Below are 24,191 nucleotides of genomic sequence, written 5' to 3'. Positions count from 1 at the left end.
ATTTTGCAAAGGCGCCCGATGCACGACTTCGCCCCGATTGGCGATCTGCCCTCCGTCACGGCCATGAGCAGGCGCAGCCAGCTTCGCGCGCTCGCTATCGCCGGCGCTGGACTGCTCGGCGTCCTGCTTCTGGTGCTGATCGCCCACTGGATCGCGGCCTTGGGGCCGGTCCCCGAGCCGCGCGATCCGCCGGGATCCTTTCGGCCCACCGCCGAGCAACGCGCCGCGCTGACCGTGCAGGTGGTAGGGCGGGGCGATCTCGACAGTCGGACAAGTGCCACCGGGACGATCAGCGCGGACGGTGATCATAGCACGCCGGTGCTGCTGCCTTTCGCAGGTCAGGTTGTCCGGGTGCTTGTCGATGCAGGGCAGCATGTCGTGCGCGGGCAGCCGCTGTTGCTCGTCAGGACCGGCGACTTTGTGGATGCGCGCAACACGCTGTTTACGGCGCGTTCGACCCTATTGACGGCGCGCGCACAGTTGGCGAGTGCGCAACGCAACGCGGAGCGCCAGCGCCAGATCTACGAAAGCGCAGGCGGCGCGCTCAAGGATTACCAACAGGCCGGCGCCGATCTGGTCGCCGCGCAGTCGGCCGCCCGTACCGCGGAGGCTGCACTCGGTGCTGCCCGTGACAAGCTCGCGATCCTCGGCAAGTCGCCCGCAGAAATCGCCCGGCTCGAGAATGCCGGCGAGGTGGCCGGTATCCATGCCGAAACCACGCTGCACGCGCCGATCAGCGGACTTGTCGCCGAACGCAACGTGTCGCCAGGGCAATATGTCGGCGCCGGCGGGGACAAGCCGGTGATGACGATCACCGATCCGGGGCGGGTCTGGCTCATCGCGCAGGTGGCGGAAAGCGATGCGGCCGCCGTGCACGTCGGCGACGCTGTCGACGTGACGACCCCGGCCTTTCCCGGGCAGGTGTTCAGGGCCGTGATCGATACCGTCGGTGCGGGGCTGGATCCGGCGACGCACCGCCTGCCGGTGCGTGCGGCGATCGCCAATCCCGATGGAGCGCTGAAACCGCAGATGTTCGCCAGCTTCGCGATCACGAGGCCCCGCCAGGGTGCGGTCATTCACGTCCCCGCCGCTGCGGTGATCCATGAGGGCGATGCCGCCCGCGTCTGGGTGCTGAGCGCCGAGGGGCTGCTCGTTGCGCGTACGGTCCGCGTCGGCGAGGAAGATGGGGGACAGGTGCGCATCCTGTCGGGCCTGGCGGTGGGCGAGCGCATCGTCACGTCAGGCGCCTTATTCGTGAATGAGGCGGGCCTCGGCGAGTGAACCGTATCGTCGAGTTCGCGCTGCGCCAGCGTCTGCTGGTCTTGGCCATCTTCGTCGCGATGCTGGTCGCCGGCGTCGCAGGATTCATTGCGCTCAATATCGAGGCCTATCCCGACCCGGTGCCCCCGATGGTCGAGATCGTCACCCAGTCTCAGGGCCTGTCGGCCGAGGAGATGGAGCGCAACGTCACCATCCCGATCGAAGTGCAGATGGCCGGGATTCCGCATATCTCCGCGGTTCGCGCGATATCGCTGTTCGGCCTGTCGGACGTGAAGGTTCAGTTCAGCTACGACCTCGGCTTCGAACAGGCGCAGCAGCAGGTCATCAACCGCCTGTCGCAGTTGCCGCCGCTTGCCGGCGGCGCGCAGCCTTCGATCTCGCCGACCAGCCCGATCGGTGAGATCTATCGCTACCGCATCGTCGCCCCGTCGGGCTATTCGGTGATGGATCTCAAGACGCTGCAGGACTGGGTGCTGCAACGCCGCTTCAAGCGCATCCCCGGCGTGGTCGACGTCACCGGCTGGGGCGGCAAGCTGCGGACCTATGACGCGGTGATCGACGACGACCGGCTCGCCGCGCACGGCGTTACGATCCCCCAGGTCATCGCGGCGCTCGGCAGGAGCGATGCCAATGTCGGCGGCCAGACGATCAATTTCGGTGCGCAATCAGCGATCGTGCGCGGCGTCGGGCTGATCCAGTCGGTCTCGGGCATCGAGAATGTCCTGGTAGGGACGACCGGCGGCCAACCGGTGTTGCTGAAGGACGTCGCCCATGTCGAGATCGGCAATGCGCCGCGTCTCGGTATCGCCGGCTATGACGGCGAAGACGATATCGTCCAGGGCATCGTGCTGATGCAGCGCGGCGCCAAGTCGATGCCGACCATCGCCGCGGTGCAGAAGGAAGTTGCCGACATCAACGCCTCGGGAGTCCTGCCGCCGGGCGTGCAGCTCGAACGCATCTACGATCGCTCCGACCTGATCCAGTTGACCACCCATACCGTGCTGGAAAATCTCGTTGCCGGCATCCTGTTGATCTTCGTGCTGCAATGGCTGTTCCTCGGCAACCTGCGCAGTGCGCTGATCGTCGCCGCCACCATCCCGTTCGCGCTGGCGTTCGCCGTCCTGCTGCTCGTGGCCCAAGGGGAGAGCGCCAATCTGCTGTCGGTCGGCGCACTCGATTTCGGTCTCGTCGTCGATGCGAGCGTCATCATGGTCGAGAACATCTTCCGCCACATGGTCGAGCGCTCGACCGGGGTGGAGCGCGGCCACGGGCACTATTACCGCGCCAATCGGCTGTCGGCGATCCTGCATGCCAGCTTCGAGGTCAATCGCGGGATCTTCTTCGCTGCAGCGATCATCATCGCCAGCTTTGTGCCGCTCTTCACCCTGACGGGCGTCGAGGGCCACATCTTCGGGCCAATGGCGAAGACCTATGCCTATGCCATCACCGGCGGGCTCATCGCGACCTTCACCGTCGCCCCGGTGCTGTCCGCGCTGCTGCTGCCCGACAAGCTGTCGGAGGTCGAGACGCGGGTCGTCGCCCGCCTGCGCCGGCTCTATGAGCCAGCCGTCGCGTTCGCGCTGGCCAATCGCGTGCTGACCTTCGGGGGGGCGCTGCTGCTCGTCCTCGTCGCCGGCATCGGCGCGCGCACGCTCGGCACCGAGTTCCTGCCGCATCTCGAAGAAGGCAATCTCTATATTCGCGCCTCGCTGCCACCCTCGATCAGCCTCGAGGAGGGGCAGCCGGTGGTCAATAGCGTGCGACGCACGATCATGGCCTATCCGGAGGTCGAGGCCGTGTTGTCCGCACACGGCCGGCCTGACGACGGCACGGATTCGACCGGCTTCTTCAACGCCGAATATTTCGTGCCGCTGCGGCCGACGAGCGACTGGCCCGCCGGCGTCACCAAGGAAAGCCTGACGGCGGAGCTTTCGCAACGGCTCCAGGCCCGCTACCCGGGCGTCGATTTCTCCTTCTCGCAATATATCGAAGACAATGTCGAGGAGGCCGCCTCGGGCGTCAAAGGCGCCAATTCGATCAAACTCTTCGGCCCCGATCTGGCGACGCTCGAACGGCTCGCTGACCAGGTCAAGGGCGAGATGTCGAAGGTGCGCGGGATCACCGATCTCGGCGTGTTCCAGTCGCTCGGCCAGCCGACCGTGCGGATCGACGTCGATCGCGCGCGCGCCTCGCGCTACGGACTGACCCCTGACGACATCAACCAGACCGTCGCCGCAGCGATCGGCGGCCAAGCGCCGGTCCAGCTCTTCGAACGCGGCACCGACCGGCATTTTCCGATCGTCGTTCGGCTGCGCGCCGAACAGCGTGACACGGTCGAGGCAATCCGGCGCATCACGATCGGCGCGGTTGCACCGTCCGGGACCGGGCTGATCCAGGTCCCCCTATCGGAGGTCGCCAACGTTCAGCTGACCTCGGGCGCTTCCTTCATCTATCGCGAACATCAGGAGCGCTACGTGCCGATCAAGTTCAGCGTGCGCGAGCGTGATCTCGGTAGCGCAGTTGATGAGGCGCGCGCGCGCATCGCGCGCAACGTTCACTTGCCCTCGGGCTATCATCTCGAATGGGCGGGTGAACTCGACAGTCTGAATAATGCCGTCGCGCGGCTCGAAATCGTGGTGCCGATAAGCCTGCTGCTGATCCTGATCCTGCTCTATGCCAATTTCAGTTCGGTACGCGACAGCTTGCTGGCGGTTGCCGCGATCCCGATGGCAGTGGTCGGCGGCGTGCTGGCGCTGGCGGTTACCGGCACCGCGTTCAGCATCTCGGCGGCGATCGGCTTCATCGCGCTGTTCGGCATCGCCGTGATGGACGGCATCCTGATCGTCACCACCTTCAACCAGGCGGTGGACGAACATCTGAGCCGGCGCGCGGCGCTCGCCCAGACCGTACGCTACAGCTTCCGCCCCGTCCTGATGACCTGCCTCGTGGCGGCGATCGGCCTCTTGCCGTCGGCGATCTCGAGCGGCATCGGGAGCCAGGTGCAGAAGCCGCTGGCGCTGGTGGTGGTCGGCGGCATGACGCTCGCGCCGCTGCTCATGCTGCTGGTGCTGCCGGCGCTGATCGACCGCTTCTCGCGTCACGTCTCGCGCGAGGACCGGGGCGCCCACGGCCGCGACGTCGGCCATCACGGACAGTCCCTATGAAGCGCCTGTTGCCGCTCGCCTTGCTGCTGCTCGCCAGCGGTTGCACCTTTGCACCCGACATCGGCGACGTGCATCCAAGCCAGCCGCCGACACCCGCCGCCGCCGGTTCGGCCGACGCGATCGTCCCGGCAACCGGCCAGCCGCAGCAGTTCGCGCTCGGTGTCGCCGCACCGTCCGACTGGTGGCACGAATTCGCCAGCGCGGATCTCGACGCGCTGGTTGTCGCCGCACTGACGGCGAACGAGGATATCCGCGTCGCCGACGCAGCCTTGCGCCAGGCCCGCGCGAGCGCTGCGGCCGCGGGCGCAGCGCGGCTTCCGCAGGTCGACGCGTCGTTCCAGGCACAACGGGCGCAAACCTCGGCGAGTCTCGCACCGCCGGTGACCGACGCCAACCAGCTGCTCTATTCGCTCAGTACCGCGCAGCTTACCGTGACCTATCCGATCGATCTGTTCGGTGCGGTGCGGTCGCATGTCGCCTCGGCGCACGCCGCCGCCGAGGTGCAGCGCTGCCGCCTGCTGGCTGCGCGCCAGACCGTCGTCGCCAACCTCGTCAACGCGGTGATCCAGCGGGCCTCGCTCGCCGACCAGATCGCGGCGGCACGCCATGCGATCGCGGTCAACCGTGACATCCTCGAGCTGCTGCAGCGCCGCCAGGCGATCGGCGCAGTAGGCGCCGCAGACGTCGCCACCCAGCAGACCGCGCTTGCGGCAGCCGAAGGCACCTTGCCGCCGCTGGTCCGCGCCGAGGCGCATCAGCGCGCCGTCATCGCGGTGTTGCTCGGCCGCGCTCCCGGCATCCCGCTCCCCCGTCTGCCCGGGCTGTCCGATCTTACCCTCCCGGCAACGCTGCCACTCGCCCTGCCGGCGGATCTGGTGCGACGCCGCCCGGATATTCTGGCGGCCGGAGCGCAACTGCGCGGCGCCGCCGCCGATGTCGGCACCGCGATCGCCGCGCGGCTGCCGCAGCTGCAGCTTACCGCCAATCTCGGCGGTACCGCGCAGAATTTCGCGCAGATGTTCGCCCAGGGCAACCCGTTCTGGGCGGTGATCGGCGGTGTCACGCAGCCAATCTTCCATGCCGGGGCACTGCGTCATCAGCAGCATGCGGCCGAGGCCGCGCTCGACGGTGCCAAGGCGCAATATCGCGCAGCCGCGCTGCAAGCGTTCGTCGACGTGTCCGATGCGCTGACGGGTCTGCACAGTGACGCCGACGCGCTTGATGCGGCAACCCGCGCCGAAACCGCTGCCGATCGCGCGCTCGGCTTCGTTCGCCGGCAGCTCGCGCTCGGCGATGTCGGCACGCTGACCCTTCTCAACGCGACCGCCGCCGATGCCCAGGCTCATGCCCAGGCCGTGCAGGCACGCGCCGCCCGGCTCACCGACTCCGTGGCGCTGTTTCAGGCGGTCGGTGGCGGGATCGAATAGGAGAATGGCATGAGCATCATGGTAGGCGCGACGAGCGGGAAATTCGTCATGGTGGCAGCGATGCTGCTGTTTCACGCACGTGTCGATGGTGACCCGGTATCGGCCGCGATCGTGCCCGGCGCGCCCGTATCGAAACTCAGCGCGCGGCTCGCTCGCCAGGTGCACCGCCATGGCCTGCCGGACCTGCCGGTGAAGATTGGCATTCGCGGCGAATATTTCTATGCGCCGATCGCGGCGGCGGACGATGAAACGCCGCCAAAGGCAGATATCGTCATCGGCCAGGACCTTCTCGCCGATCATCCGATCGAGCTCGACTTTCGCAGGCACGAACTTGCCTCCTTGCTCCCGGGTGAGTTCAGCGCGCGGACACGCCGCGACCATGCCGTGACATTGACGCGCGAAGGCCCTGGGCAATGGCGCGTCGAACTTACTTTCCCAGGCGGGGCCGCCATCGACGCCTTGCTCGACTTGACCAGCCCGGATGCGATCATTCTCGGTGCCGATGCCGGCGGTGCCGTGTCCTCTTCGACAGCCGCGGTGACGCTTGGCCAGGCGCGACTTCCGGGCGTCGCCATCCGCCAAGCGGGTGCGGGCAGGTCGAGGGTCGGTCTCGGCGTATTCGCCGGCAGGCGCGTGATCCTCGATCTTGCGCATGACCGAATCTGGGTCGACGTCTGATGCGGCTGTCTGCCCCGAAGGTGCCTGACACCGCAGGCTTTTGGCGGCGTTGCTCGCAGGAATGAATGTGATGGGAAAGTACCATGTCTGAAGAATTTGAAGTGCGCGGCGCACATGAAGCAGCGGTAGAACATCACGCCGAACACCGAGAGCCGCTCGCGCAGCGCATTGCGCTGTTTTCGGCGATCCTGGCGACGTTGGGGGCGGTGGTCAGTCTGCTTGGAGGCCACACGGAGAATGACGCGCTCTACTACAAGAACGAGGCTGTGCTGATGAAGGCACGGGCGTCGGATAGCTGGTCCTACTACCAGGCCGAAGAGATCAAGCGTCACTTGTACGAGGTATCGGCTGGCGACAGCCCGACGGCGGCTCTGTCCAAGCGCATCTCGGATTATGCGGCCAAGAGCAAACAGCTGCGATCAAAGGCGGAGGGTCTCGACCGACAGTCGGAAGCGGCAGACGAAGAGTCGCGCCACGCCATGAAGCCGCACCTCAAGCTCGCCGTCGCGATGACGCTGCTGCAGATAGCCATCGCATTGGCATCGATCACCGCGCTAACGCGGCGACGCTGGCTCTTCGGCGCGGCCGGCATCGCGGCGGCGTTGGGCATAGCTCTGGCATCCGTCGCGTGGCTGTAAGGTGCTGCCGTCACTTCGCTGCAAGGCTGGATGGTCAGAATGCGGCTCCCTGTCGTCTTCCCGATACATCGGCCGGGTTTGTGTCTCCGGCGTGATCACGCCGTCGCCGGACCAGCGCGGACGAACCTAGCCTAGCCGGCGCTGAGGTTGGCAATTTGCCGAGGGGTAGCGAGCGCCGCATGTCGTCCGCTTGATCTCACCCCATCGGGAAGTTCAGCTTCGAACAGAGGCAAAATAAGCATGCCGCGTACGACAAGGCCGGTCTCACCGTGCAATCGGCGAATATTCCGTACCTCTACGATGGCTGGTGGCTAAGGGCCGGGATCGCTGGGGCCGGGCGGAAAGGCTGCTTCGATGCCGCCGCCGCGCGATAACTGGCACCAGCCAGTTCCTCCCCCGGCCATGCCGAGCGATGGATTGCTATAGCTGAAGCTGCAGCGCATCAGTCCGTCCGGGCCACGAAGGATCGCCAGCATGCGACCCGCGAAGCGCGTCAGCAATTCTACCCCGTCGTTCCAGTCTCCCAGCCCCCCGAAGTTTTTTACGGACCCAATTCCCCAGAACAGGCGCAAGGGGCGAATTTCGCTGAGACGTGTCTTGCTGGTGATCTGATAGAAGGATCCGTCGTACCGCCGGCCATCTGCGAAGACCGTGCTGATCGCTCCACTCCGCGGACCCTGCCGATGCCAGGAAAAGAGAATTGCCGTTGGCGGTTTACCGATCCTTTGATCAACCGCGCCAACGGGTGCGCAACTGCCGAGGCTCAGCGCCGCGAGCGCCGCGATTGGCACCGATCGCTTCGATCGCACGGTGGCTGCGGGTAGCACAACTTCCTTTCTAACGGTTGCCGCTCGCTACCCGCGTCAGCTTACACCGGCCTTACGGCGTACGAACCGTCGTCGCTTTTGCGGCCCCGCGCCCAGATGGGTCAGGCTCTGGAATCCGGCTCAATGGGCGACCTGGGGTATGCGCGCAGGTCATTGACCCTTTGCGCGTGCAACGTGCAACGCCCCGGCCATACGACAGCGGAATATCAAGCAGACATTGCGCACGGGATTTGTGAGATCCGCTAGTTTTGAAACTGGCCCACAACCCGATTAGGTCGATGTGGATAGCTCCTTTGCCATCGAGGACATAGTCCTGCTTACTTCGGCACCCTGCGGACGAGGGCGGCAAGCGCTGCGCCGTCGATCGCGCCTAGCAGAATCCCGATTGTCGGACTGCGCAACGCCGCTCCGACCACGGCCCCAATCGCGGCGCCTGCCGTAACGATAATAGCTGCTCTCGCTGCCATTCGTTGCTCCACGCATTTCCCCGGATCATCCGCTGCTATAGGGTCCGGACCAACAACGGGATTCCCGCGCGGTTCGGATTATGACTCAACGTCTCCTGTCGAGGAAGCGTTGTGACGGCGGATTTCTTCTGGTTTTCGAATGAGCGGCGGCTTGGCTGTAAATCCGCGCCCAAAGCACTCGATCAAATTTCGCCAAGCCCTTGATGCAGTTCGATTTGCGAACGCGCGCTCTCGTGAAAATCAACGCCGCGTGGGATCCCAGCCGCTAGCATTTTCGTCAAATTTTCCGACGCTTACCGCCAAGTCGGCTTGGGCCCCGCTTTGGGCTCCGATTCACAGGTCAGGTTAGCTGCGACAGGGCGTTGCTCGATGGGCCTGGCCCGTTCAACTCCCCCACCGCCGGAAGAACCAAACTTTCACGAAGTGGGTAAGGACACCATAGCTGAGCAAGAAGGCCAGGATGATCGGCCAATAGAGCGTCGGTAGTGGAGTGAAACCCAACGCCGCTCCTATTGGCGTGAAGGGCAGCGCGGCCCCGATGGCGCAAATTATTACCGTGGTGGCAATGAGTGGAGTGCTTGCCCGGCTCTGAATGAAAGGGATTCGCGCCGTGCGGATAATGTGGATGATCAGCGTTTGAGTGAGGAGGGATTCGACGAACCAGCCAGTCTGGAACAACGCTTGATTGTGCCAGGCGTGGAAGACATACAGCATGGTAAAATAGGTCGCATAGTCGAAGATTGAACTCATCGGTCCGATGAACAGCATGAACCGTGCGATGTTACCGATCTCCCATTTGCGCGGCGCAAGCAGATATTCTGGATCGACGTTGTCCGTCGGTATCGTGGTTTGGGAGAAATCGTAGAGCAGATTGTTCGCGAGCACCTGCAGCGGCGCCATCGGCAGGAACGGCAAGATGATCGAGGCGCCGAGTACGCTGAACATATTGCCGAAATTCGAGCTGGCACCCATGCGGATATACTTGACGATGTTCGCGAAGACCTTGCGGCCTTCGATTACGCCATCGCCGAGCACGCTCAGGCTCTTTTCCAGCAGGATGATGTCGGCGGATTCCTTGGCGATATCGACAGCGGTGTCCACTGAAATGCCGACATCCGCCGCCTTGAGCGCCGGACCGTCATTAATCCCGTCGCCGAGGAAGCCCACGACATGACCGCTGCCCTGCAGCGCCATGATCACGCGGGCCTTCTGGGCTGGAGAAACCTTGGCGAAGACCTGCGTCTTTTCGGCCTGCGCTGCCAGTTCGCGATCATCCATGTCGTCGATCTGACGACCGAGCAGCAGTTGATCGACCTGTAACCCGACGTCACGACAAATCTTGAGCGTGACGAGATCGTTGTCGCCCGTCAGGATCTTTACAGCTATGCCTGATTGCTGGAGGTTGCTGATTGCCGGACCTGCGGTTTCCTTAGTTGGATCGAGGAAAGCAGCGAAGCCCAGCAAGACCAGTTCAGCTTCATCGCCGGTGGAGAAGCTCGTGCGATCCTCTGAAAATTCCCGGTAAGCGATGGCGAGTACCCGGAATCCGCCTCGGTTCAGCCGTTCGGCCACGCCATGGATGGCGGCGGCCCGCTTCGCCTCCAAAGGCAGCACTTCATTCCCCGACCGGAATTTGGTGCAGGCGCCGAACACTTCCTCAACAGCGCCCTTGCAGATCAGCAGGGGATTTTCCGCAACTTTGCGTACAACCACCGATACCCGACGCCGGGTGAAGTCGAAGGGCATTTCGTCAAGTTTGACAAAATCGCCCGCTGCGATCGGCGGGATGGTCTCCTCCGCGTGCTGCTGGATCGCCTTATCCATCACATTCTTCAGACCACTCTCGAAGTGGCTGTTGAGATAGGCATAGGCCAGCACCTGGTCGTAATCGTTGCCTTCAACATCGAGATGCAGCTTCAGGATTACCCGGTCCTGCGTCAGCGTGCCCGTCTTGTCGGTGCAGAGCACATCCATGGCGCCGAAGTTCTGGATGGCGTTCAGCCGCTTTACGATCGCGCTCTTGCGGGACATCGCGATCGCCCCGCGCGCCAGATTCATCGTGACCACCATTGGCAGCATTTCGGGTGCTAGCCCCACGGCGACCGCCACCGCGAAGAATAGCGCTTCAAGCCAATTATGTTTGGTAAGACCGTTGATGATGAAGACAAGTGGAACAAGCACGAACATGAACCGCAGCATCAGCCAGACGAACCGGTTCAGGCCCTTTTCAAAACTCGTCGTGGTCTGGGTATCGACTATCTCCTCGGCAATTTCACCAAAGAAGGTTGCGCGGCCGGTCTGCAGAACGATGCCGGTGGCAAAGCCGCTGATCACGCTGGAACCCATGAAGCACAGGTTGGGCATTTCGAAAGGATCGTCCGCATCCGGCTTCACCTCGGCCTGCTTTTCGACCGGCATTGCCTCCCCGGTCAGCGAGGACTGGTTGACGTGGAGATCTTTGGCGGCGAGCAGCCGCAAGTCGGCGGGAATGAGGTCACCGGCCGCAAGCCGGACAATGTCGCCGGGCACGACCTCTTCAAGCGGGACTTCTACAAAATCGTCTGGGTCTCCGCTGGCCCTTCCTCGCCGCTTCACGGAGGCATGTACCTGTACCATGCGTTTCAGACGGGCGGCTGCCAGGCTAGACCGGTGCTCCTGGACAAACCCGAGGCTGACGCTGAGCACGACCATGACTGCAATTACGATCGCGGAGCGGAAGTCGGACAGAATCCACGAGGTAATGGCCAGGGCCAGAAGCAGGCCGTTCAGCGGCGTCCGGAAACGACGCCAAATTTCCCGCACAACTGATAGGCGCTTTTCCTCGGCTATCCGGTTCGGCCCGTGCGAAAGCAGCCTGGCTTGGGCTACCGTCTCTTCCAGACCGGCAGGCGACGTGTCCAGTTGCCGGAAAAGCTCCTCCTCATTGGCGGTCGCCAAGCCATCGAGTCCAGCGTTGGCCTGTCGCTGATTTCCCGGGCGGGTGTGTTTCATTCCATCCACTCCGATCACATCGACTCGGGCAGCCCGACCCCACGCGTTGCGTTGGGGCGAACTTAGTCCGGGTTTCAGTCACGGGTACAATCTTTTGCCCCGTCAGGAGGATGGCCTGACCGGGGGATATCATCGGTCGCGCCGTCCGCCTCGTGCCGTCCCCATCGTATCAATCGCGCCGTGGAGGCTGGCAACGTGAAGCGCGCCGTGAGGTCGGCGGCGTTCCTGTTCGCAAAAACGGGCGTGGCAATGGATCATCGACACATGGCGGCGCTTGATCGTGAGGCGGGCAAGATTGATGCCCGCCTGGGCCAAGTTTGCGGAGGGCCCCAGCCACAAGTGATGGCTATCCTACGTGATCGAGGAGCTTTGCGGGACCCAGTCGTGATGGCGCGTGGCGAGGCTCAGGACGCGTGCATATGGCTCAATGACAATTTCCAAACCGAGCTGACGGTGATGCAGGCGGCTGCGGCGTGCGGTCCGACGCGGCACAAACACGCGTTAATTGACGTTGAAGCGTACGTTCCACCATCAGATCCACTTGCGCACCCGCGCAACGAAAATAGCAATGGCACTGGTAATCGTAAGCGTTCCAACAACAAGCGCAAACGTACCGTCGCCACCATTGAATATTGTCGATCTCAAGTTCATTCCCAACAGGCCGGCCACAGCGCCGAAATAGCCAAAGACCGCTGTGACGATCGTGAGGGCTTTGACAAGGTTATTGGTCTGGAGTCCGGAACGTGAAGCAAACAAGTCGAAGCTGCCGTTGACCAGATCACGGGCGCGCTCAATTTCGTCAAGCGCCCGCTCAAATCGCGTGGTCAGACTGAAATACTGCTCCCCCGCACCGCTGTCGATGATGAGCATGCAATCCGGTCGGGCAAGCGCATACAAAGCTGATCGATTGGCGACCAGCAGGGCGCGGAGCCGGGCGCACTTTCGCCGAAGCATTACGATCCTGCCGAGAAGCGTCTTGTTCGCCTTGTCACGGAGGACGCGTTCATCAAGCGCCTCCACCTCTTCCGAGATCCGGGAGGCAGCCTCGAAGTAAAGGCCGAGATGACGGTCGACGAGCGCGGCGACGAAAGACGCTGTACTAAGCGCTCCGATAAGTGTTTCGGCGTCATCATTCTCTTGGAATTCTTTGAGAAGAGTGGCAGGTCCGCTATGGCTAGTCAGTACCCAGTTCTTGCCGATGGCAAAGAGAATGTCCGCCGACGCCAGGCCACCGGCGACGCTTGCGGCGCCCGGCTCATTGTAAGCGGGTAGGACAATGCGAAAGCAAAGAAAGTCGCCATGATTGGCGACCGGTGTCCTCTCCCTGTCTCCATCCCACACCGCCACCGGACTCTGAAGCGACAGCGCGCCGGCGACCCGAGCTTTTGCACCAGCCTCATCGCCTTCCAGATCGATCCAGAGCAGGGCGTCGTTACTTACGGCATGAATGTCGATATCTTCTAACCCGATTTCTCGGTCGTGGCCCCCCGCATCGTAGAGGTACGCGCGAACCCCCATATCTTTCCCCAACGAAACCATCATAGCCTATGATCGTGCTTAGAATGGCAGGCGGGACCGGTCGAGGCCGGATGTCTTTCGCGGCAGGAAAAACACCACCCCCATCACGCGATCGTCGCCTCGCGCCGAAGAACAACCCCGTCGCGGGCCACATTTCTTTTTCGAGTTTATCACCAGCACGGCAAAGGGCGGATAAGCATTCCGCGTTGTCACCACTTTCATGACGGTACCGGTTCTGCGGCCACTCGCCACCGGGCAGCGCTCCCGCGCCGCCCGGATTGAAGGTCAATGCTTTTTCGCCGCCTTATGGGCGCGATGATGCCCGACGGCACAGCCGATCGCGGCGCCCATCTTGGCATGACCCTTGCCGACAAAATGTCCGCCAACGCCGCCCACTGCAGCACCCTTCAGGCAGCCCTTGGCCAACACCGGAGAGGCCGTCATTGCCAGTGCTCCAGCCGCCATTACAACTATGATCCGACGCATCGTTATTCTCCTTGCCGCAGAACTCGCAGCCGATCTCCAACGCGCCGGCGCGTCTTCAGTTCATGGCGCGGCATCGTCCCGCCCGGCGGACAAGGTTCGGACCTGGGATTTTGCCCGTACGCCTGCCGGCCGACGGTCAGAGACGATCGCGTTCCCTCGATGAACGGACGTCTTAGCCGGAAAGATTGGCCTCGCCGGGAAAGTTCAGGTTCGGCACGGCCAAAGTCAGTAGCGCCTGTTGAGGAAGGAACGGGGGTCGTTCAGGTCAGATAGGCGTGGACGATCGAGACCAATTCCTCGGCCGCCTGGCTGCGGGGATCGTCGCGCGACGCATCCGGATCGACCATGTGTTCGCGGATATGGTCTTCGATCACCTCGGCGATGAACCCGTCGAGCGCACCGCGGCAGGCGGTCGCCTGCTGAAGGACACGCGCGCATTCGGTATCGGCCTCCACCGCGCGTTCGATCGCTTCGAGCTGGCCGCGCAACCGTTTCAGCCGGTTGAGCAGCTTTTGTTTCTCCTTCGCGACGTGACCCATCGTTCGGCTTTCCGACCCCCTTGATAATATACCCCCCTAGGGTATAGCAAGCCCCATGTCGAGGCGCCGGCCCGTGGGGCCGCATCGAGCGACGCCGCAACGCGAATACAGGAAGGCAATGAACAACCGATCCAGTTCTCCGCCCGGCGATGGCGAAAGTCGAGGCCATATCTCGACGCTTGCCATTGCTGATTACGACAGGATCCGGAAAAGGCCGTTGTTCGAGGGTCTGCCCAAGGGCTGACGACCGGGGCGGCGCCTTTTTCGCGACTCGGCACAGCGCGTCCCCAAAAAAGGAAACTGCCATGACCCTGATCCTGCCTGTCGTTTGCCAACAGGTTGCAGATCCCCGTCTCCCGCGGGCGCTGGCGCGCTGGCGCGCCTCGTCACATCGATCGCCGCAGAGTGCCGCTAGGTGGGTGCCATGGGGGACCGACTGATGACCGTTCGGACATATTCGGGCGCGATGGCACTCTGTCTGATGCTGGGGAATTTCTATCCTGCACGGGCGACGGCGCAGGATGCCGCACAGCAGAGGACCGAGACGCAGGATTGGGCGCTGCACGTTCAGTCGACTATCGTCACGCAGGGCGTGCTTGGCTTTCGCTCCCCTTATGACGGGCCAAACAGCCTGGCTCCACGCCAGGTCAAGGAGACGTTCGACGCAACGCTCTATGCCGGCGTGCGCCCGTGGAGTGGCGCGGAGCTGTGGATCAACCCGGAAATCGACCAGGGATTCGGTCTGTCGAATACGCTGGGCGTGGCGGGATTCCCGAGTGCCGAAGCCTATAAGGTCGGCAAATCGAGCCCCTATGTTCGCCTGCAGCGGCTGTTCTTCCGCCAGACGATCGACCTGGGCGGCGAGGCTAAGGCGGTCGGGGGTGCCGCCAATCAACTCGCCGGCACGCAGACCGCCAACCGGCTTGTGCTGACCGTGGGGAAGCTCGGCGTCGGCGATGTGTTCGACACCAATCGCTACGCGCATGATCCGCGCGGTGACTTCCTCAACTGGTCGGTCGTCGATGCCGGCAGCTTCGACTATGCCGCCGATGCCTGGGGCTACAGCTATGGGGTCGCGGCGGAATGGTATCAGGGGCCGTGGACGCTTCGGCTCGGCGCGTTCAACCTCTCCAAGGTGCCCAATGGCGAGACCCTGGAAAGCGATTTCAGCCAGTCCCAACTCGCCGGCGAGATCGAGCATCGCCACAGCATCGCCGGCCATCCGGGTGCGGTGCGCGTGACGCTGTTTCGCAACCGGGGCAATTTCAGCCGGTTCGACGATGCGGTGGCGGTGGCGCAGGCGACCGGAGTGCCGGTCGACCCCAGCCTTACCCGGCGCCGGATGTCCCGGCTGGGTGGCGACATCAATATCGAGCAGGAGGTGACAGAGACCTTCGGCCTGTTCGCGCGCGCCGGCCTCACCGATGGCGCGATTGAACCCTATGACTTCACCGACATCGACCGTACCGCGGCGGTCGGCGGGGCGCTCAAGGGCAAGAGCTGGGGCCGCGCTGAAGATACGGTGGGTTTCGCCGCGGTGGTCGACACGATCTCAACGGCCCATGAGCGCTATCTGAACGCCGGTGGCATCGGCGTGCTGGTGGGCGACGGCCAACTCCCGCATCCCGGCGCGGAAATAATCGCTGAGGCTTATTACGACTGGCAGCCGGCGCGCGGTATCGACCTAACACTCGATTATCAGTTCATCGCCAATCCCGCCTACAATCGCGACCGCGGCCCCGCCAATGTGCTGGCGCTGCGGCTTCATGGGTCCCTTTGAGATGGCTGGCTGATGGTTCGGCGTCGACGCGCGGTCTGGTCGGAGGCTCCTACCCGCGAGCCTCTGGCTGCTCGCCGCCCGCAGCGCGCGGGGCTCCACCAGACTTTGGCTTCGGACCGGACTTCGATGGCCGGCGGTAACATTCGATGCCGTGCGGTTGTTGTCGCGGCTCTCGCGCGCCGGCTTCCGTTCGTGGCGCTTTTGGGGAGGCAAATGGCGATGACGGCAACGGCAAACGCTATCGGACGGCGAGAGCTTGGTCGGTTTGGCCGCGGTGCTTGCGCCAACCAGTATGAGCCCCGCGCCCCTCGACGCGATCCCCGATCACCTTGCCCGTCATCGGGGGGTGAACGGCGCGACGTGGATCGTCACCGCCACGAACCAAGCGCAGCACCGATGTCCGGACCGTCACGAAGCTATGCCATGGCCAGCAGCCAATGCCACCGAGGTGAGACATGAGCCCCGAGAAGCAGCCCCTGCGTGCCTTGCCGCCCTTCTCGCGGATGCTGCGGTTGACGCAGCCCAATCGGGCCGACGCAATCGCGTTCGTCATGCTCGCCGCCCTGGCATTGCTGGTGTTCCGCGGGGCGGAGGGTGCGGTGGAGCCGCTGGCGAAACTCCATCTCGAACCGGTGACGCTCGATCCCGTCTTTTTGCCTTATTATGCGCTGCGCACCGTGATCCGGATGTTCGCGGCGCTCGCCGCCTCGACCGTCTTCACTCTGGTGGTCGCGACGCTGGCTGCCCGCAGCCGTCGGGCGGGACAGATCATCGTACCCGCGCTCGACATCCTCCAATCGGTACCAATTCTGGGGTTCCTGACCTTCACCGTCACCTTCTTCATGGGCCTGTTTCCCGGCAACATCCTCGGGGTCGAGCTGGCGGCAGTGTTCGCGATCTTCACCAGCCAAGCGTGGAACATGGCGTTCAGCTTCTATCAGTCGCTGCGCTCGGTCCCGACCGACCTGGAGGAGGTTAGTCAGGGTTTCGCACTGTCGCCGATCCGCCGCTTCCTTCGGCTCGATCTGCCCTTCGCAACTCCCGCTTTGGTGTGGAATGCGATGATGTCGATGTCGGGCGGCTGGTTCTTCGTGGTGGCGTCGGAAGCGATCACGGTGGGCAATACCACGGTGACGCTGCCCGGCATCGGTTCGTGGCTGGCACTCGCGATCGAGCGGCAGGATTTCCGGGCGATCGGCGAGGCCGTCGCGATGATGGGATTGATCATCCTGCTTTACGACCAGCTCTTCTTTCGACCTATCGTGGCCTGGGCCGACCGTTTCCGTTTCGAGCAGACCGCGAGCAACGAGCGTCCCGGTTCCTGGGTCTATGACCTGCTGCGCCGCACCCGGCTCCTGCCGCTGGTGTTGGCGCCGATCGCCGCGATCGGCCGGCTGCTGCTTGCTCTAGATCCGGGGCGGACGGCCACGCTGCCCACCTGCGAGCGGCAGCCGAACGCGCTCGTCGAGCGGCTATGGCAGGTCGTCATATTGCTGGCGGTCGGCGCGGCCTTCTGGTGGTCGGCGCATTATGTTCTCGCCACGCTCGGCATAAGGGATATCGGTGAGGCCTTCGGGCTGGCCTGCCTGACGATGCTGCGCGTGATCGTGCTGATTGCGCTCGCCAGCCTGGTGTGGGTGCCGATCGGCGTGTGGATCGGACTCAATCCTGTCTGGGCCGAGCGGCTCCAGCCGGTGGCGCAATTCCTGGCGGCCTTTCCAGCCAATGTCCTGTTCCCGTTCGCCGTGATCGTGATCGTTCGCTGGAATCTGAGCCCGGACATCTGGCTGTCGCCGCTGATGATCCTCGGCACGCAGTGGTACATATTGTTCAACGTCATCGCCGGCGCGAGTGCGATTCCCAATGATTTGCGCGAAGCGGCGGGCATGTTCGGGGTGCGGGGCTGGCAATGGTGGCGTCAGGTTGCCTTGCCCGGGATCTTCCCCTTTTACGTCACCGGCGCGCTCACCGCGAGCGGAGGTTCGTGGAACGCGTCGATCGTTGCCGAGGCGGTCTCGTGGGGAAGCCGGCATCTCGAGGCACACGGCCTTGGCACCTACATCGCCAAGGCCACCGCAGCTGGGGACTATCCGCGCGTCGCGCTCGGCATCGCGGTGATGTCGCTTTTCGTGCTCAGTTTCAACCGGCTGGTGTGGCGGCCGATGTACGCTTTCGCCGAACGTCGCCTGCGCCTCGCCTGAACCATCCACGTACAGGAGTGCCTGACAATGGCCACCATCGTTTCCCCCCGTCCGCTTGTCGAGGTCGATGCGCTCTGCCACTATTATGGCGCTGCGCCAGGCGGCCATTTGGTACTCGACGACGTCAACCTGACGCTGGTCGAGAACGAGATCGTCGGCCTGCTCGGCCGTTCGGGCTCGGGCAAGTCGACGCTGCTGCGCTCGATCGCAGGGCTTATCCGTCCGCGCGAGGGCGTGGTGCGGTTCCAGCCTGACGAAGAGGGCCGCGCACCCACCGTCAGCATGGTCTTCCAGACCTTCGCGCTGTTTCCTTGGCTCACCGTCCTCCAGAATGTCGAGCTGGGGCTCGAGGCCCAGCGAGTGCCTGCCGACGAGCGCCGCACCCGTGCGCTGGCTGCGATCGACCTGATCGGCCTCGACGGATTCGAGAACGCCTATCCCAAAGAGCTCTCCGGCGGTATGCGTCAGCGTGTCGGTCTGGCGCGGGCGTTGGTCGTCAATCCCTCGTTGCTGCTCATGGACGAACCCTTCTCAGCGCTCGATGTGCTGACTGCCGAGACCTTGCGCACCGACCTGCTCGACCTCTGGTCTGAAGGACGGATGCCGATCAAGTCGATCCTGATCGTCACTCACAATATCGAGGAGGCGGTGCTGATGTGCGATCGCATCCTCGTCTTCTCGTCCAATCCCGGACGCGTCGCGGCCGAGATCAAGGTCGATCTCCCGCAGCCCCGCGACCGGCTCGACCCGCCGTTCCGCGCACTCGTCGACGATATCTATGCGCGGATGACGGCGCGCGCACCCGTCACGCCAACGCGCGACGGGCACTTCCCGGGCATCGGCATCTCGATGGTGCTGCCTCGCGTCTCGACCAACACCCTTGCCGGGCTGATCGAGGAGGTGGACGGTACACCGTTCGACGGACGCGCGAGCATGGCGGAGCTGGCGGATTCGCTCCAGCTTGAGATCGACGACCTTTTTCCGGTCGCCGAGACCTTGCAGCTCCTGCACTTTGCCGACTTACAGGGTGCCGATCTGGTGCTCACTGCCGCCGCGCGCCATTATGCGCAGGCCGATGTCGACCAGCGCAAGGCGCTGTTCGCCCAGGCGCTTGTCGCACATGTTCCGCTCGTCCAGCACATACGCCGCATCCTCGACGAGCGTGCCAGCCACACCGCACCCGCTCGCCGGTTCCGCGACGAGCTTGAGGACCAAATGTCGCCAGACTATGCCGAGGAGACGCTGCGCACGGTGACGCTCTGGGGACGTTATTCGGAGATCTTCGCCTATGACGAGGACAGCGACCAGTTCAGTCTCGAGGACCCCGAATGACCGTGCCACTGTTCTTCGTGGCGATCGGCATTGCGTGGGCGTCGCTCGTGTGGCTGTTGCACCGCCTCTCTCCCCATCGCCGTCGGCACCGTCGCTCGCGCCCTCGTCGCCCGTAGGCGGGGAAGGCCAACGCGCAGCGTTGGCGCCGAGCATCAATAAGCCGAAAAGGATGCTCTTCATCGCAGCAAGCCTATTGCCCCGCATCAGGTCCATGACGGGGAGATGGTCAGATGGCTTTTACCCCGCCCGCCCGCAGCGTGCCGACCAATATGGTCGTCGGCAAATTGCATTGTTACGGGCGCCGAATCCCCGGCACCGGTGCGCCAGGCCAGGCCAGGTCGTGGGCGCAAAGCAATGCCTGTCTCGCAGGTCCTTCGCCAATCACCCAGCCCGTCGCGGCGCTGTCATGTGCGGAGGGCCGGTGGGTCGTCGCTTGTTGCGGTGCAGCAAATAGCTGATACAATGCGTGATACCGCAATTCCTGCGCCACCCGCCGCGCGGGTACTGCCCAAAAGGCCAGCCATGACCGACCAGCTGATCGCGATCATCTTGCAGGGCGGCGGGGCGCTGGGGGCCTACCAGGCCGGCGTGTTCGAAAACCTTGCGACGCACGGCATCGTTCCTGACTGGATCATCGGAACGTCGATCGGCGCGATCAACGGTGCGATCGTCGCCGGCAATATTCCGGAGCGTCGCGTCGAACGACTGATGGCTTTCTGGCAATCGATGGCGCCCGCGCCGTCCTTGCTCGACGCGTGGGGTCCGCAGGGCTGGGCAGGAATGCTCAATCCCTTCGCGCCGATGCTTGCGTCGATCTCGAAAAACCAGGCGATCATCTCGGCGATGACCCAGGGAATCGACGGCTTTTTCCAACCCCGGCCGAGCGCGAGCTTCGATCCCGCAGCACGCGTGCCGCTCGAACAGGCCGGCTTCTACGATACCGCACCGCTGCGTCGCACGCTGCTCGATCATGTCGATTTCGACTATCTCAATGATGGTCCGGTACGGCTCAGCGTCTGTGCTGTCGACATCGAGACCGCCGAATTCCGGGTGTTCGATACGGCGGACAAGGCGCATGGTCCGATTGGCCCTGAGCATATCATGGCCAGCGGCGCCCTGCCGCCCGCGTTCCCGCCGATCCTGATCGATGGCCGCGCTTATTGGGACGGCGGAATCTATTCGAACACACCGCTCGAGGTGCTGCTCAACGAGGAGCGCAATCGCGACGCGCTGGTGTTCATGGTCGATCTCTGGGATCCGACCGAATTGCTGCCCAGTTCGATGTCGGGCGTAATGGATCGCATGAAGTCGATCCAGTATACCGGCCGCACGACGGCGCAGATCCAGGTCAGGAAGCGAATCGAGGACCTGCAAAAGGCCATTCGCCTGCTGTCCGAGGCATTGCCGGCCGCACAGCGCGACGACCCGCAGATCGCGCAGCTTGCCGCCAAGGGAACCGACCGCACCGTGAACGTCGTGCGCCTGATCATGGAGGCGATCGAGGGCGACGATCAATTCCGCGACGTCGACTTTACGCGCACGACGGTCGATGCCCGCTGGGCCGCAGGCAAGGCCGACATCGCCCGAGCCTTGCGGCACAAGGCCTGGCTCAAACCCGTCCCGCCCCATGCGGGCCTTGTCATCCATGAGCTTGAACAGCGTTAGGAACGCCTGATGAACGAAGAAGAGATTCGCCGGGATGCCTTCGCCATGCCGATCTACAACCCGGCCTATCCGCCGGGCCCCTATCGCTTCGTGGACCGCGAATATCTCATCATCACCTACCGCACGGATCCGGCGATGCTGGAACGGGTCATCCCGGCGCCGCTCAGGATGGCCGAGCCGGTGGTCAAATACGAATTCATCAACATGCCCGATTCGACGGGTTTCGGACATTATTGCGAGTCCGGCCAGGTCATTCCAGTGACGTTCGAGGGCGAGCCCGGCAGCTATGTCCACTCGATGTATCTCGACGATCATCCGCCGATCGCCGGCGGGCGAGAACTGTGGGGATTTCCCAAGAAGCTCGGCAACCCTCGCCTGCAGGTCGACAAGGATACACTGGTCGGCACGCTGGATTATGGCACCGTGCGCGTTGCCACGGGCACGATGGGCTTCAAGCACAAGCCGCTCGCTCCCGACCCGGTCATCGCATCACTCGCCGGCCCCAACTACCTGCTCAAGATCATCCCCCATGTCGACGGGACGCCGCGGATCTGCGAGCTGGTGCGGTACAGCATGACGGAAATCACGCTGAAGGGCGCGTGGACCGGCCCCGGCGCGCTCACCCTGGTCGATCACGCGCTCGCACCGGTTTTCGACCTGCCCGTGCTCGAAGTGCTCTCGACCGTACATATCATTGCCGACCTGACGTTGCCGCTCGGCCACGTCGCGCATGACTATCTCTCCTGAACGAGGACAGACCGATGGCATTACTAGGCAAGGTTGCACTGATTACGGGTGCTGCGAGCGGGATCGGCAAGGAAATCGCGATCGAATATGCACGGCAGGGCGCGAGGATCGTCATCGCTGACCTCAATCTGGAGGCAGCAACTGCCGCGGCCGACGAGATTGCCGCCGCTGGTGGTACGGCGATGGCCGTCGCGATGAACGTCACCGATGAGGCACAAGTCGATCAAGGCGTCGCCGACGCGGTCGCCGCCTATGGCGGACTCGATATCCTGATCAGCAACGCCGGCATACAGATCGTCCATCCGATCGTCGATTTCCCCTATGCCGACTGGCAGAAGCTCATGGCAATCCATGCCGATGGCGCCTTTCTCACGACCCGCGCGGCGATGCGCGCGATGATCGCCGGCAAGCGCGGCGGCGTCATCCTCTATATGGGATCGGTGCACAGTCACGAGGCGTCGCCGTTGAAGGCGCCGTACGTGACCGCCAAACACGGCCTGATCGGACTGGCCAAGGTGGTGGCCAAGGAAGGCGCCGAGCACGGCATCCGCGCCAATGTCATTTGCCCCGGCTTTGTCCGCACGCCGCTGGTCGACAAGCAGATTCCCGAACAGGCCAAAGCGCTCGGCATTTCCGAGGCGGACGTCATCAAGAACGTCATGCTCAAGGAAACCGTCGACGGCGAATTCACGACCGTGCAGGACGTCGCCGAGACCGCGGTTTTCCTTGCGGCGTTCCCGTCAAACGCGCTGACCGGGCAATCGATCATTGTCAGCCATGGTTGGTGCATGAAGTAGCGCGGCGCCCGACGGTACCGGCAACCTGCTCCAGGCCCGGCGCCGCGATATGGTCGAACCCCTCCAGTGCGGGCGAGCGAAGCGCTCGAGTCGCCTGAAAGCGTCTGGGCTAGACGGGGATTAAATGCTGCCGCACAGGAGCCGAACGGATTCCGGTCGTTCGTGATCAGATGAGCTCTGTTTGGTTGCAGCCGGCTGATTCTCCCGTCAGTATCGCGTGATGGATATCAAGATCGTGCGGCGGCCTGTCGGCGACGCACCTGACTGGGTCAGGGACGCATGGATCGGATTATCATTGCCTCTGGCCGTCAAACGGAAGCGTCGCTGGAGGGGCGTTGGCGTGTTGAGCGGCCCGCGCCACTGGCTTTCTCAACTCTGGGATCCGGTCAAGGCGTCAAAGATTGAGGGCTATCTGGTAAACGCGAAAACGGCCGTCGACCATCTGGCCGATCATCGCCCGGATGCCGCTGCATGGTGGCGTGAACATACGCCGCTGCTACTCAACGGAAAGCGCTACTTCGTCATTGACGCTGATTCTTGCGAGCGTGAGCTACGACCAGCGAATGGTGTCTTGAACGCGGACATGGATCACCGCCCGCCCCGAGATGATCGCGACGCAACGTGCGTCGCTTCAGCGCCGCTCGAGTGACGCTGGCCGTATAGCTCATCCGCTTTTATGAGGTTACCTCCGGGAATTGGGGGGAATCGCTGGTGGACGAGCAAACATTGACGAGAGCCGACCTTGCGACGGCGCTGAATCGCCAAATCGGGCTGTCAAATGCAGAGAGCGCAAAATTGGTCGGACAGATACTCGACCGAATCCGCGAAGCCCTGGCCAAAGGCGAGAACGTAAAGATTTCCAGGATCCGGTACCTTTTTGCTCCGCGACAAGGTTGGGCGTATCGGTCGAAATCCGAAGACCGGCGTGGAAGTACCCATTTCGCCACGCCGGGTGCTGACCTTCCGACCAAGCGACAAATTGCGCGAGCGGATTTTCGCCGGCGACTGAGGCACATCGTCCTCTCGATGGCGGTTTGCTAAGCCAGCGTAGCCCCGGTGGGTGGCCTTTTTTTGCCCGACTGCAACGCTGCTGGCACCCGGTGCGAACTCGCTCCTCCGCCGCCAGCGATATGATGTTGCCGTCAGGGATCAGCTTTAACGCCAAGAAGCACCAACCGACACCTTAGGTGACTTGCGGACTGAGATAGCGCAGCTCTGACTCAATTTTGATGAAATCGGCCGCGGAAAACTAGACCTTCTTCAGGCTCGGCTGATCGGAGCGACATGACGGCGATCATCAAAACTGCGTCAGAGCCCAACATTGACCCCGCTGTTGTGATGACGAGCGCCGGCGCGGGTGTGCGACGGCGGAATATCAAGCAGACATTGCGCGCGGGATGTGTGAGTCCTCTAGTTTTGAAACGCCCCACCCGATTATGTCGATGTGGATAGCTCCTTTGCCATCGAGAACATGATCCTGCTTACTTCGGCACCCCACGGACGAGGGCGGCAAGCGCTGCGCCGTCGATCGCGCTTAGAGCCTGATTCAAAAGTTTCTCAACTGATTGAGACTCTTGCGATTCTGCGGGTGATCATGCGGATGCTGGCGATGGTTGCCCATGCGGTCGAGCTTTCGATGGATCGTTCCCAGTC

Annotated in this window: 17 protein-coding genes and 2 pseudogenes; 13 read left to right on the top strand and 6 right to left on the bottom strand. The window is 63.4% G+C overall.

Annotated features, from left to right (window positions below; genetic code table 11):
• Positions 1 to 63 precede the first annotated feature (63 nt).
• From U1839_RS02545 to U1839_RS02525, 5 genes are all read left to right on the top strand, one after another.
• Positions 64 to 1,281, top strand: a complete 1,218-nt coding sequence (locus U1839_RS02545; protein WP_332802108.1) for an efflux RND transporter periplasmic adaptor subunit — start codon at positions 64 to 66, stop codon at positions 1,279 to 1,281.
• Positions 1,278 to 4,445 (top strand): efflux RND transporter permease subunit, encoded by a 3,168-nt coding sequence (locus U1839_RS02540; protein ID WP_332802107.1) that lies wholly within the window; start codon positions 1,278 to 1,280, stop codon positions 4,443 to 4,445. The genes U1839_RS02545 and U1839_RS02540 overlap by 4 nt, the downstream gene beginning before the upstream one ends.
• The gene (locus U1839_RS02535; RefSeq protein WP_332802106.1) at positions 4,442 to 5,872 is read left to right on the top strand and encodes an efflux transporter outer membrane subunit; all 1,431 of its coding nucleotides are present in this window, start codon (positions 4,442 to 4,444) and stop codon (positions 5,870 to 5,872) included. Before U1839_RS02540 ends, U1839_RS02535 begins: the two co-directional genes overlap by 4 nt.
• A gap of 9 nt (positions 5,873 to 5,881) precedes the next feature.
• Positions 5,882 to 6,550, top strand: coding sequence for a hypothetical protein (locus tag U1839_RS02530; protein ID WP_332802105.1), 669 nt, complete (start codon positions 5,882 to 5,884; stop codon positions 6,548 to 6,550).
• A gap of 83 nt (positions 6,551 to 6,633) precedes the next feature.
• A complete protein-coding gene (locus U1839_RS02525; RefSeq protein WP_332802104.1) occupies positions 6,634 to 7,188 on the top strand; it encodes a DUF4337 domain-containing protein in 555 nt (184 codons plus the stop codon).
• Positions 7,189 to 7,499: 311 nt separating this feature from the next.
• Here the strand turns inward: U1839_RS02525 and U1839_RS02520 are convergent, their stop codons facing one another.
• From U1839_RS02520 to U1839_RS02500, 5 genes are all read right to left on the bottom strand, one after another.
• Entirely contained in the window at positions 7,500 to 7,979 is a 480-nt protein-coding gene (locus U1839_RS02520) for a hypothetical protein (protein ID WP_332802103.1), read from the bottom strand.
• Between the two features lie 887 nt (positions 7,980 to 8,866).
• Entirely contained in the window at positions 8,867 to 11,473 is a 2,607-nt protein-coding gene (gene mgtA / locus U1839_RS02515; protein ID WP_332802102.1) for a magnesium-translocating P-type ATPase, read from the bottom strand.
• 531 nt (positions 11,474 to 12,004) lie between these two features.
• Positions 12,005 to 13,015, bottom strand: a complete 1,011-nt coding sequence (locus U1839_RS02510; RefSeq protein ID WP_332802101.1) for a magnesium transporter CorA family protein — start codon at positions 13,013 to 13,015, stop codon at positions 12,005 to 12,007.
• A gap of 261 nt (positions 13,016 to 13,276) precedes the next feature.
• Positions 13,277 to 13,435 (bottom strand): hypothetical protein, encoded by a 159-nt coding sequence (locus U1839_RS02505; protein WP_332802100.1) that lies wholly within the window; start codon positions 13,433 to 13,435, stop codon positions 13,277 to 13,279.
• Between the two features lie 302 nt (positions 13,436 to 13,737).
• Positions 13,738 to 14,016 carry a metal/formaldehyde-sensitive transcriptional repressor gene (locus tag U1839_RS02500; protein ID WP_332802099.1) on the bottom strand — a complete coding sequence of 93 codons (279 nt, stop codon included), beginning with the start codon at positions 14,014 to 14,016 and terminating at the stop codon, positions 13,738 to 13,740.
• A gap of 439 nt (positions 14,017 to 14,455) precedes the next feature.
• On the opposite strand from U1839_RS02500, the gene U1839_RS02495 reads away from it, so the two are divergent.
• From U1839_RS02495 to U1839_RS02460, 8 genes and pseudogenes are all read left to right on the top strand, one after another.
• Positions 14,456 to 15,796: a carbohydrate porin gene (locus tag U1839_RS02495; RefSeq protein ID WP_332802098.1), complete on the top strand. Its 1,341-nt coding sequence runs from the start codon at positions 14,456 to 14,458 to the stop codon at positions 15,794 to 15,796.
• A gap of 455 nt (positions 15,797 to 16,251) precedes the next feature.
• Positions 16,252 to 17,997: an ABC transporter permease gene (locus U1839_RS02490; RefSeq protein ID WP_332802097.1), complete on the top strand. Its 1,746-nt coding sequence runs from the start codon at positions 16,252 to 16,254 to the stop codon at positions 17,995 to 17,997.
• A 27-nt stretch (positions 17,998 to 18,024) separates the two neighbouring features.
• The gene (locus U1839_RS02485) at positions 18,025 to 19,329 is read left to right on the top strand and encodes an ABC transporter ATP-binding protein (protein WP_332802096.1); all 1,305 of its coding nucleotides are present in this window, start codon (positions 18,025 to 18,027) and stop codon (positions 19,327 to 19,329) included.
• 522 nt (positions 19,330 to 19,851) lie between these two features.
• Positions 19,852 to 20,994 carry a patatin-like phospholipase family protein gene (locus U1839_RS02480; RefSeq protein ID WP_332802095.1) on the top strand — a complete coding sequence of 381 codons (1,143 nt, stop codon included), beginning with the start codon at positions 19,852 to 19,854 and terminating at the stop codon, positions 20,992 to 20,994.
• A gap of 9 nt (positions 20,995 to 21,003) precedes the next feature.
• On the top strand, positions 21,004 to 21,741 hold the full coding sequence (locus U1839_RS02475; protein ID WP_332802094.1) for an acetoacetate decarboxylase: 738 nt from the start codon (positions 21,004 to 21,006) through the stop codon (positions 21,739 to 21,741).
• A 14-nt stretch (positions 21,742 to 21,755) separates the two neighbouring features.
• Positions 21,756 to 22,538 (top strand): 3-hydroxybutyrate dehydrogenase, encoded by a 783-nt coding sequence (locus U1839_RS02470; protein ID WP_332802093.1) that lies wholly within the window; start codon positions 21,756 to 21,758, stop codon positions 22,536 to 22,538.
• A 220-nt stretch (positions 22,539 to 22,758) separates the two neighbouring features.
• The gene (locus U1839_RS02465; protein ID WP_332802092.1) at positions 22,759 to 23,187 is read left to right on the top strand and encodes a hypothetical protein; all 429 of its coding nucleotides are present in this window, start codon (positions 22,759 to 22,761) and stop codon (positions 23,185 to 23,187) included.
• Between the two features lie 59 nt (positions 23,188 to 23,246).
• Positions 23,247 to 23,547: pseudogene (locus U1839_RS02460) on the top strand (integration host factor subunit alpha).
• 548 nt (positions 23,548 to 24,095) lie between these two features.
• Here U1839_RS02460 and U1839_RS02455 read toward each other — a convergent pair.
• Positions 24,096 to 24,191: pseudogene (locus U1839_RS02455) on the bottom strand (IS5/IS1182 family transposase); the annotation flags it as partial.

The sequence above is a fragment of the Parasphingomonas halimpatiens genome (assembly GCF_036663795.1).
Taxonomy (GTDB): Bacteria; Pseudomonadota; Alphaproteobacteria; order Sphingomonadales; family Sphingomonadaceae; genus Sphingomonas.
The sequence above is the reverse complement of the archived record's forward strand: the minus strand, read 5'-3'. Positions and strand labels throughout refer to the sequence as shown.

Coding starts and splice junctions, on each gene's coding strand:
- U1839_RS02545 (WP_332802108.1), top strand. CDS start 64: ATGAGCAGGCGCAGCCAGCTTCGCGCGCTCGCTATCGCCGGCGCTGGA.
- U1839_RS02535 (WP_332802106.1), top strand. CDS start 4,442: ATGAAGCGCCTGTTGCCGCTCGCCTTGCTGCTGCTCGCCAGCGGTTGC.
- U1839_RS02530 (WP_332802105.1), top strand. CDS start 5,882: ATGAGCATCATGGTAGGCGCGACGAGCGGGAAATTCGTCATGGTGGCA.
- U1839_RS02525 (WP_332802104.1), top strand. CDS start 6,634: ATGTCTGAAGAATTTGAAGTGCGCGGCGCACATGAAGCAGCGGTAGAA.
- mgtA (WP_332802102.1), bottom strand. CDS start 11,473: ATGAAACACACCCGCCCGGGAAATCAGCGACAGGCCAACGCTGGACTC.
- U1839_RS02510 (WP_332802101.1), bottom strand. CDS start 13,015: ATGATGGTTTCGTTGGGGAAAGATATGGGGGTTCGCGCGTACCTCTAC.
- U1839_RS02505 (WP_332802100.1), bottom strand. CDS start 13,435: ATGACGGCCTCTCCGGTGTTGGCCAAGGGCTGCCTGAAGGGTGCTGCA.
- U1839_RS02500 (WP_332802099.1), bottom strand. CDS start 14,016: ATGGGTCACGTCGCGAAGGAGAAACAAAAGCTGCTCAACCGGCTGAAA.
- U1839_RS02495 (WP_332802098.1), top strand. CDS start 14,456: ATGACCGTTCGGACATATTCGGGCGCGATGGCACTCTGTCTGATGCTG.
- U1839_RS02490 (WP_332802097.1), top strand. CDS start 16,252: ATGAGCCCCGAGAAGCAGCCCCTGCGTGCCTTGCCGCCCTTCTCGCGG.
- U1839_RS02485 (WP_332802096.1), top strand. CDS start 18,025: ATGGCCACCATCGTTTCCCCCCGTCCGCTTGTCGAGGTCGATGCGCTC.
- U1839_RS02480 (WP_332802095.1), top strand. CDS start 19,852: ATGACCGACCAGCTGATCGCGATCATCTTGCAGGGCGGCGGGGCGCTG.
- U1839_RS02475 (WP_332802094.1), top strand. CDS start 21,004: ATGAACGAAGAAGAGATTCGCCGGGATGCCTTCGCCATGCCGATCTAC.
- U1839_RS02470 (WP_332802093.1), top strand. CDS start 21,756: ATGGCATTACTAGGCAAGGTTGCACTGATTACGGGTGCTGCGAGCGGG.
- U1839_RS02465 (WP_332802092.1), top strand. CDS start 22,759: ATGGATATCAAGATCGTGCGGCGGCCTGTCGGCGACGCACCTGACTGG.